This is a genomic window from Methanoculleus sp. MH98A, from assembly GCF_000691865.1.
Taxonomy (GTDB): Archaea; Halobacteriota; Methanomicrobia; order Methanomicrobiales; family Methanoculleaceae; genus Methanoculleus.
In genome coordinates this window covers 1-7680 of the sequence record NZ_JMIO01000096.1, presented here as the reverse complement: position 1 = coordinate 7680, position 7680 = coordinate 1, and the positions used below count along the sequence as shown (strand labels likewise).

Here is a 7680-nt window from a genome sequence, read left to right as displayed (position 1 = left end):
CAGTCGTCTTCTTTGCTATCACGTATACAAGGTTCACGCAGATGGATATCCGGGGACTGTGAAGAATGATCTCACTCAGTATGTGCGTGCGGCGGGCAGGTGCGCGCGCATATCCATCGCATCACAGGGCCACTCCACAAGCAGGCCAATGACATCATCGGATTTCAGCATCAGGGAGAGGGTATGCAAGTTCCGGTCTAAAACAAACCTCTGTACCCGCCAGGTGAGAACAGGGTCGATTCCCACTGGAAACAGTCCATATCAGTCACGGATCGAGGCTCCCGCTGTAGATCGGGAGGACCCAGTGAGCGGAAACATTAACGACAATTCGAGAGTGAGCACAGAAACGTTAAGGGAAGCAACGCCGATGTCTCGATCGGCGATACCGCCTGCGGTATCCCGCGGGGGTCCGGCGCGGTCGTGGGGACTGTACCCGGACTCCCACAGCGTGCCCGGAGGGCAATAGGGCTGTTGGCTTACATTGGGGATAGCCGTTGCGGTTCCGTGGCCTCTCCGGGACACGCGTGAACGAGGTGAAAAACCATGACACAGAAGAAAATGTTTGGACCATGTGCCGCCGCTCTCGTCGGTCTGCTCCTGATCTGCATGGCAGTAGCGCCGGTCAGCGCAGAGAACGGGCTGATGCGTGCCGTGACCGTTCCCGGGGGCTCACTCCTGATCGACGAAACCGGAGGCATCGACTGCACCGCATCAGCGGGTACGTACATCGCCTCCTATACACCGGGGGTAACCTACCAGATCGCCGTGCAGTGCGAATACAAGGATGTTAACGAAGTAATCGGGCAAACAGCCCAGTTCCGGCTGGAAGGACCGGACGGTGCCGTGGCTACAAAGTCCATTACGGACATCCCGCTCGTCAACAACGACTGGGAGGGAACGTTGTCGGTACACTTCACGCCTGACAGCCCCGGTACGTACCACTGGGACATCATGTGCAGTGAAGGCTCCGAGGGTGCCTCGTCGCGTGGAGATCTCATCCTGTCGTAAGGATAACCCGCGATGCTGACATCTCCCTCATTTTTCCAATTTTTTGGATTCTCCCGCTCGGGATCTATCGCAGGAATACCTATCTTCCCGATCCTCGCGGCCCTGTTCCTCATCGCCACGGTGGTCCCCCTGCCGGCCTGTGCCGGAGAAATGAGTTCGCTAGATGAGACAATCGGGACGCTCACCAGTTACCAGCGGGTTCCCGGTCTAGACGACAGGGTGGTCGCCGATTATATCGCCGGCAGGCTTAAGAAATATGGATATGCCGTGCATGAAGAGCCGTTTACCGTCGAAACGGACACAGGATCGGCCACGACCTGGAACGTCGTCGGTATCAAGGAGGGTTTTGGGCAGGGGGCTGTCGTCGTATGCGCGCACTACGACGTCCCCGACCCCAACTGTCCCGGAGCAGACGATAACGCCGCCGGGGTAGCCGTGATGTTAGAGGTTGCACGGGCGCTCCAGACGGAGCCCCTGAACCGGTCGGTCTACTTCATCGCCTTCTCCGGCGAGGAGATCGGACTTTGGGGGAGTGCCGACTGGCTGGAACGCCACGCAGACCTTGCCGGGGAAATCGTCGCGGCCGTCAACCTCGACTGCGTGGCACGCGGCGACGAACTCTACGTCGAGACCCTCCCCCAATACCGCTGGATACTTGACACCGTCCCCGAATCCCCGACGATCAACCCTCAGATCGGATCGGGTCTTGGAGGCGACCACTGGCGTTTCTGGGAGCGCCATGTCCCCGCCGTCCTGATAAGCGACAACAGCGGCTACACTTTGCGGCATACCCCGGACGACACGCCTGAGGCCCTGAACCTCTCGCTGGCGACGTCCTGCACTGAAGCGGTGACCGGCATGGTCCGGACCCTTGCCTCCGCGGGCGATGCGACCCCCCCGATGGTGGAGGGGTCGGTCGAGGAGGACGGGACGATCCGGTACACCATTTCCGAACCTTCGATCACACAACTCATCATCGACGGGACTGACTTCGGTACTTTTGAGTCCGGGCAGGTCACTCTCCCGCCGGGCCCGCATACCGTCCGGATCGTCGCCTACGGTGCAGCCGGGAACCGGGGCGCTCTGGACCTGAAGGCCGATGTCCCGGATACCGACCGCGACGCTCCGGGGTCCGGCCATCAGCCCGGGGGCATCAGCATCCCCTGGAAGCGGACTGAAGAAGATCTCAAGAAGTATGGCATGCAGCACTACGGCACGCCGTTTGTTGCTCTCTCCTACGACCGTCCGGGAGCGGAAGAGACCGGGACCCGCATCGACGGCTACGTGGACGCATCCGGATTGCCGGGCTTGAGGAGGGGCATGTCGTCGTCCACGCCCCGGGCAGCCACCGATATGAGGTGGTTGCGGCCGCCGCCGGGACCGTGGTCGGGTACGACGAGACCACGTATATCGTCGAACGCATGCATGACGGTCCCCAGGCTTACTACATCAAGGACAGTTTTGTGCAGGAAGTGGCGATCCGCGAGGACGCGCTCCCCCTGGCCCCGGTTGCGTGCGCCGTCGCCGCCTCGCTCCTCGTCGTCGGGTACCTCTTCTCGCGGAGCGTCGGCTCACGGAGGCGATGATCAACCATATAAGACAGAGATAATCTATGACAGCAGAACGAGTCTTAACCGTGGCCCAAAAAGAGTTCACCGACCTCTTTACGAGCCGGCGGTTTCTCCTGATCTTTGTCCTGTATCTTATCATTGCCATGGTCGGCACAGGTCAGGGGCTCGAGCGCTACGACTATGCGCTGACCTCGTACAACGACGCGCTGCAGGCGGTTGACGAGTACCGGGATCTGCAGAACCTTGGGGCCTGGTGGCTTGAGATGCCTGAGCGGCCCTCGGTTCTGCTCATCTTCGATTCCATGGCCGGCACCACAGTGACGCTCGGAGCACTGCTCGCGATCGCGGCCGGGTTTGATCTGGTCACCCGCGAGAAGGAGTCCCGGTCGCTCAAAACCCTCCTTGCGCACCCGGTCTACCGCGACGAAGTCATCGTCGGCAAGGCGCTCGGGGGCGCCGCCACCCTGGGAGTCGTCGTGGGGCTTGCCCTTGCCGCCATCACCGGCCTTCTCCTCATCCTCTCGATCGTCCCAACGGCAGCCGAGGCTGTTAGCATTCTGCTCTTCGGGGTAGTCTCACTTCTCTTCCTGGTCGCCTGGTTTACCGTTGCTCTCGCGTTCTCGACGGTCACACAGGAGAGCGGGAACGCGTTGGTCTTCACTCTGGTGATCTTTTTCGTTGTTTCGTCGCTCCTCCCGGTGCTCGGGGCGATGGTTGGAGGGCTCGTCGCAGGCCCGCCGCCGCAACGTCCCGAGCAACCCGAAGTTATCCCCGTGGAGATGTATGTCTCCACCTCTGCTGGTGAATCGTTCGTCCAACGTGACGATTCCGGGCAGCAGGCTTCTGTATGGAGTGAAGCGCTGAGAGACTACCAGGAGGATCTGGCGGCGTATACCGCGAAGAAGAGACTCATCACCAACGTTGTCACGCTCCTCTCGCCGCAGAAGAGTTACCAGGACCTGACCGATTTCATCTCTGCGCCGGGAGAGGAATCATTCCTGGAACCCCTTGGCAGTGTCTGGGCAGGTATCACGGGGTTGATCGTCTTCCCGGCGGTCTTCTTCGTCGCCGCATACACCCGTTTCATGCAGATGGACATCCGGTGACGGCCGGGCGGTCAACCCGCCCGGAATGCGCCCGCTCCGCCTGTCGCCGGCATCCGGGGCGAGTGACGGAGTATCTGCAGAACGGGTCATATTCCCTGTTCGGAGCCTTCGAGTACCCGGACGTGTCGATGATTGGCACAGAAAAGGTATTAAGAGAAACAACAAAGCCTCAATCGATGATACCGCCTGCGGTATCCCGCGGAGGCCGGTGCCCTCGATTGGCGTCGTGTCCCGGTTCCCACAGCGTGCCCGGAGGGCAATAGGGCTGTTGGTCGCCACCAGGGATATTCATTGCGGCTCTGTGGCCTCACGGGACACACATGAACGGAGGTTTGAAATCATGAAACCAAAATTCCTTTCCGGAATCGGCGCCCTGTTTGCGGCGCTGTTAATCGCTGGCACGCTCTTCGTGCCAGCGGCGAGTGCACAGTCCTATGAGTCCATGGAGGTCATCACGACCGACGAAGCCACACTGAGCCTGATCGACGAACTGTGGGGGACGGATATCACCATTGGAGAGTATCTCGAAAAGGTGCATCCCGAGTTCCTCACCGACATGTCCGACGATGAAAAGGCGGATGTGTACCAGAGGAAAATGCCATGGTCAGCCACCGATCTGGAGAGTACACACGCGCGAGCCGCGCCATCGGTGGTAGTCCATGCTGTGATATCGAAAGATTACCCGTTCATTGAGTTTGGTGGAAATGCCCAGTTCTACGGCGATGATGATCCTAGTTACCTCTATGTGGAGGCGTTTTTGAGGAACGGTGCCGACCAGACGGCGGGATCGACCTCACGCAGCGTTCGTAACGCGACATACGTCGAAGCGACGAACATGGTTGCCTATCCAGAGGATGACGACTACAGGGTTTACGCGTGGGGTTACGCCCTCCCATCGAACGTGGAAGATCAGGAATGGACCGGGTGGGTAACGTATCCGTGAAGATGAACGAATTGCCGGCCGGTAAGGGGAGGGCGAGTTCACTCTCCCTTTTATCTCCTCTATGCCTGTGGATACAGTAAAGATCTCTCATTAGGAGGGAGCAACAGATGAAACATAGTAACATAACTATCAACAAAATCGGTTACACACTCGCGGCGGTCCTCCTCCTGGCCTGTGCGGTGGCATCGGCGGGGTGTGTCGGGATGGATGCCGGTAGAAACGGACCGGCTGCACCGACGTCGCCGGAGGCGACGGCGTCACCCGGGGCGACACAGGCCCAACCGCCGTCGGACGGCCTGATCGGCGAGGAGGAAGCGCGTCCTCTCGCCGTGGCCGCACTGGAGCGGGAAATCCCCGGGATCCGGATCGAACGAGTGGCCGCAGAGCCGTACGACGCGCAGACTTACGGCGACGTCTGGCGGTTCCGGGTGAAAGCGGAAGACGACCCCGACCCGGAAGGCGAGATCTTGGTATCGATCGATGCTGTCGACGGGGAGATGACGTCCTTCCAGGATGCTCGTGACTATTACCGGCCTGTCGATCCCGCAATCACGATCGATGCAGCGGAGGAGATCGCCGGTACGTATCTCCGGGAGCGAAACGAGAGTTCGGACGTCGTGAAGGTCGTCGCCGTACTCTCTACGGCAGATACACCGCTGGGTTTGCGAAACGGCCCGTACCATTTCGTGTATCAGCGCTCGATCGACGGTGTCCTCTGCTGGTACGACAAGATCATCCTTGATGTCGATTCGATTAACGGGCGCGTCGTCTCTTACTCCAAATTCTGGGATGTATCAAACAACGACACCATGGCCGATCCGGAACCTTCGATCCCGGAAGACGCGGTACATGAACGGGTTCCGACGTACCTTCACGATACCTACGGCACGGATCCCGGCGAGATCGTCATCGGGTCGACGGAGCTGCGGTGGTACGACCTGACCGCACAGCAACGGACTGCACAGCAACGCTGGTCGCAGGAACCGGTCGCGGTGCCTCTTGCCTGGCGCATCGAGTTCGACGATGAATGGTACCGGTCGCAGGACCCGCCGCGAACGGCCCGGATATGGATAGACGCCCATTCGGGAGAGGTACTCTCTGCGTCTTACAACCCGGGGAGGTAACGGATTCGTGGAAGACGACAGAAAGACAGACCGGGTATCCGGTTTGAGCCGCATGCGCCTCGTGGCGGGGAAAGAGTTTGCCGACCACCTCGCGAGCCGGCGGTTCACCCTTGTCCTTCTCCTCTTCCTGATCCTCTGCTCCGTCTCTCTCTACGAAGGCGTCGAGAATTACAGCGAGAAACTCGCTGCATACTCCGACGGTACCGCGCCGGCGCAGAAATTCCTGGGTTATCCCGGCTGGATGCCGGAGAAGCCCTCCCTCCTCGTAGTCTTCCTCAACCTCTCCTCGATGGTCGCGAGTTACGGCCCGCTGCTTGCGATCGCGATCGGGTTCGACCTGATCACGCGGGAACGCTGGTCGGGCTCGCTCAAAACCCTCCTTTCCCGTCCGGTTTTCCGCGACGAGGTGATCACCGGCAAGGCGCTCGGCGGGTTCGCCGCCCTGACACTGGCAATGAGCATTGCGGTTCTCATCGCGCTCGCGCTCCTCCTGCTCTTTGCAATCGTTCCCTCGCCTGCCGAATTCGGCGCGATCCTGGTCTTCTGGCTCGTTTCTCTGGTCTATCTCTTCACGTTCTTCTCGGTCGCTCTCCTCGCCTCGGCGGTCGTTGCCGACAGCGGGAGCGCTCTTGTCTGGTCGCTGGTCGCGATCTTCGTCTTCTCCTCCGTCCTACCGATATTCGACGGCATTCTCATCAATGCGGTTGCCAGAACGCCTCCGGAGGAGGTGGATCTTATGAGCGACCCGCATCCCACCGAGGAGGAGTGGCTGCAGTACCGGGAGGAGGAGCAGGCCTACCTCGAACATAGGGAGCGTATCGGAGGTTTCGTCCACCTCCTCTCACCGAGATGGAATTACGTGGAACTCTCGATAGCGATCACCGCTCCACGGTTCTCGATGTGGATCAATCCAGACCCCTTCGCCTTGAGGACGCCCCACCCCGGGGAAGACCCGCTCCCTGATCTCCCCTCCCTGATCGCTCTCATCTGGCAGCCGATCGTCGCGATGCTTGCGCTTCCGGCGATCTTCTTCGGAGCGGCATATACCCGTTTCATGCGGATGGATATACGGTGACGGCGGGAGGTGGGACCGCCCGGAATGCGCCCGCCCCGCCTGCCGCCGGCATTCTGGGCAAGTGACGGAGTATCTGCAGAACTGATCATATTCCCGATCCGGGGCCTTCGAGTGCCCGGTCGATTTGATGATTGGCACAGAAAAGGTATTAAGAGAAACAACAAAGCCTCAATCGAGGAGCGGGACCCCTACGAGGTGCTCCCGGCGGAGGTGGCGGAGGAACTTCCCTTCGTCCGGGTCCGAAACCCGGCCTTCGACGTGACGCCTGCGGAGTACGTCGACCTGATCGTCACCGAGCAGGGGGCGATCCCGCCGGGGCTGGCGTTCACGGTGATAAGGGATTATCTCGGGTGGAAGATCGAGGAGTTGCGGTGAAGGGGCCATCCCCTGGCAACGATCTCCGATACCCTGAACACCTCCGCAGGAAACCACACAACACACCCGACACATCCATGCAAACCTTCATCAGGTAAACCTGAGTATACTCCAGTATGACGAGCACCACCATCAAGATCGACGTCGAACTCAAGGGTCGGCTCAACGCCCTGAAAGTCCATCCCCGGGAGTCATACAACGAGGTGATCGAGCGCCTGGCCGAGATGGCAATCGACGAAGAGCCGCTCAGCGAAGAGACGATCCAGAGAATCGAGGAATCGCTTGAGGATCTCAGGGCCGGAAGAGTCTACACCTTAGAGGAGGTCATGGCGGAGCTGAAGGAGGAATGACCTACCGTGTGGTCATCACAGCAGCGGCCCGTCATGATCTCAGGAGCATTCCACGCCCCGTAGCAGTCAAGATAGGCGAAGAAATTGCATCGCTCGCCGGCGAGACCAACCCGGAAAAGTATCTCAAA

Annotated in this window: 6 protein-coding genes and 2 pseudogenes; all 8 read left to right on the top strand. The window is 60.1% G+C overall.

What is annotated here, in order from left to right:
• The first annotated feature begins 543 nt into the window (after nucleotides 1-543).
• A complete protein-coding gene (locus EI28_RS11150; protein WP_048114889.1) occupies nucleotides 544-1008 on the top strand; it encodes a hypothetical protein in 465 nt (154 codons plus the stop codon).
• A 12-nt stretch (nucleotides 1009-1020) separates the two neighbouring features.
• Nucleotides 1021-1803 (top strand): annotated as a pseudogene (locus tag EI28_RS14995) (M28 family metallopeptidase); the annotation flags it as partial.
• 817 nt (nucleotides 1804-2620) lie between these two features.
• Entirely contained in the window at nucleotides 2621-3685 is a 1065-nt protein-coding gene (locus EI28_RS11140; RefSeq protein WP_048114887.1) for an ABC transporter permease, read from the top strand.
• Nucleotides 3686-4025: 340 nt separating this feature from the next.
• Complete coding sequence (locus EI28_RS11135; protein ID WP_048114885.1) at nucleotides 4026-4628, top strand: hypothetical protein; 603 nt, start codon at nucleotides 4026-4028, stop codon at nucleotides 4626-4628.
• 107 nt (nucleotides 4629-4735) lie between these two features.
• A complete protein-coding gene (locus tag EI28_RS11130; RefSeq protein ID WP_048114883.1) occupies nucleotides 4736-5752 on the top strand; it encodes a YcdB/YcdC domain-containing protein in 1017 nt (338 codons plus the stop codon).
• A 7-nt stretch (nucleotides 5753-5759) separates the two neighbouring features.
• On the top strand, nucleotides 5760-6827 hold the full coding sequence (locus EI28_RS11125) for an ABC transporter permease (RefSeq protein WP_155937379.1): 1068 nt from the start codon (nucleotides 5760-5762) through the stop codon (nucleotides 6825-6827).
• Nucleotides 6828-6989: 162 nt separating this feature from the next.
• Nucleotides 6990-7202, top strand: a pseudogene (locus EI28_RS11120) (ribose 1,5-bisphosphate isomerase); the annotation flags it as partial.
• 116 nt (nucleotides 7203-7318) lie between these two features.
• The gene (locus tag EI28_RS11115; protein WP_048114878.1) at nucleotides 7319-7552 is read left to right on the top strand and encodes a hypothetical protein; all 234 of its coding nucleotides are present in this window, start codon (nucleotides 7319-7321) and stop codon (nucleotides 7550-7552) included.
• Nucleotides 7553-7680 lie beyond the last annotated feature (128 nt).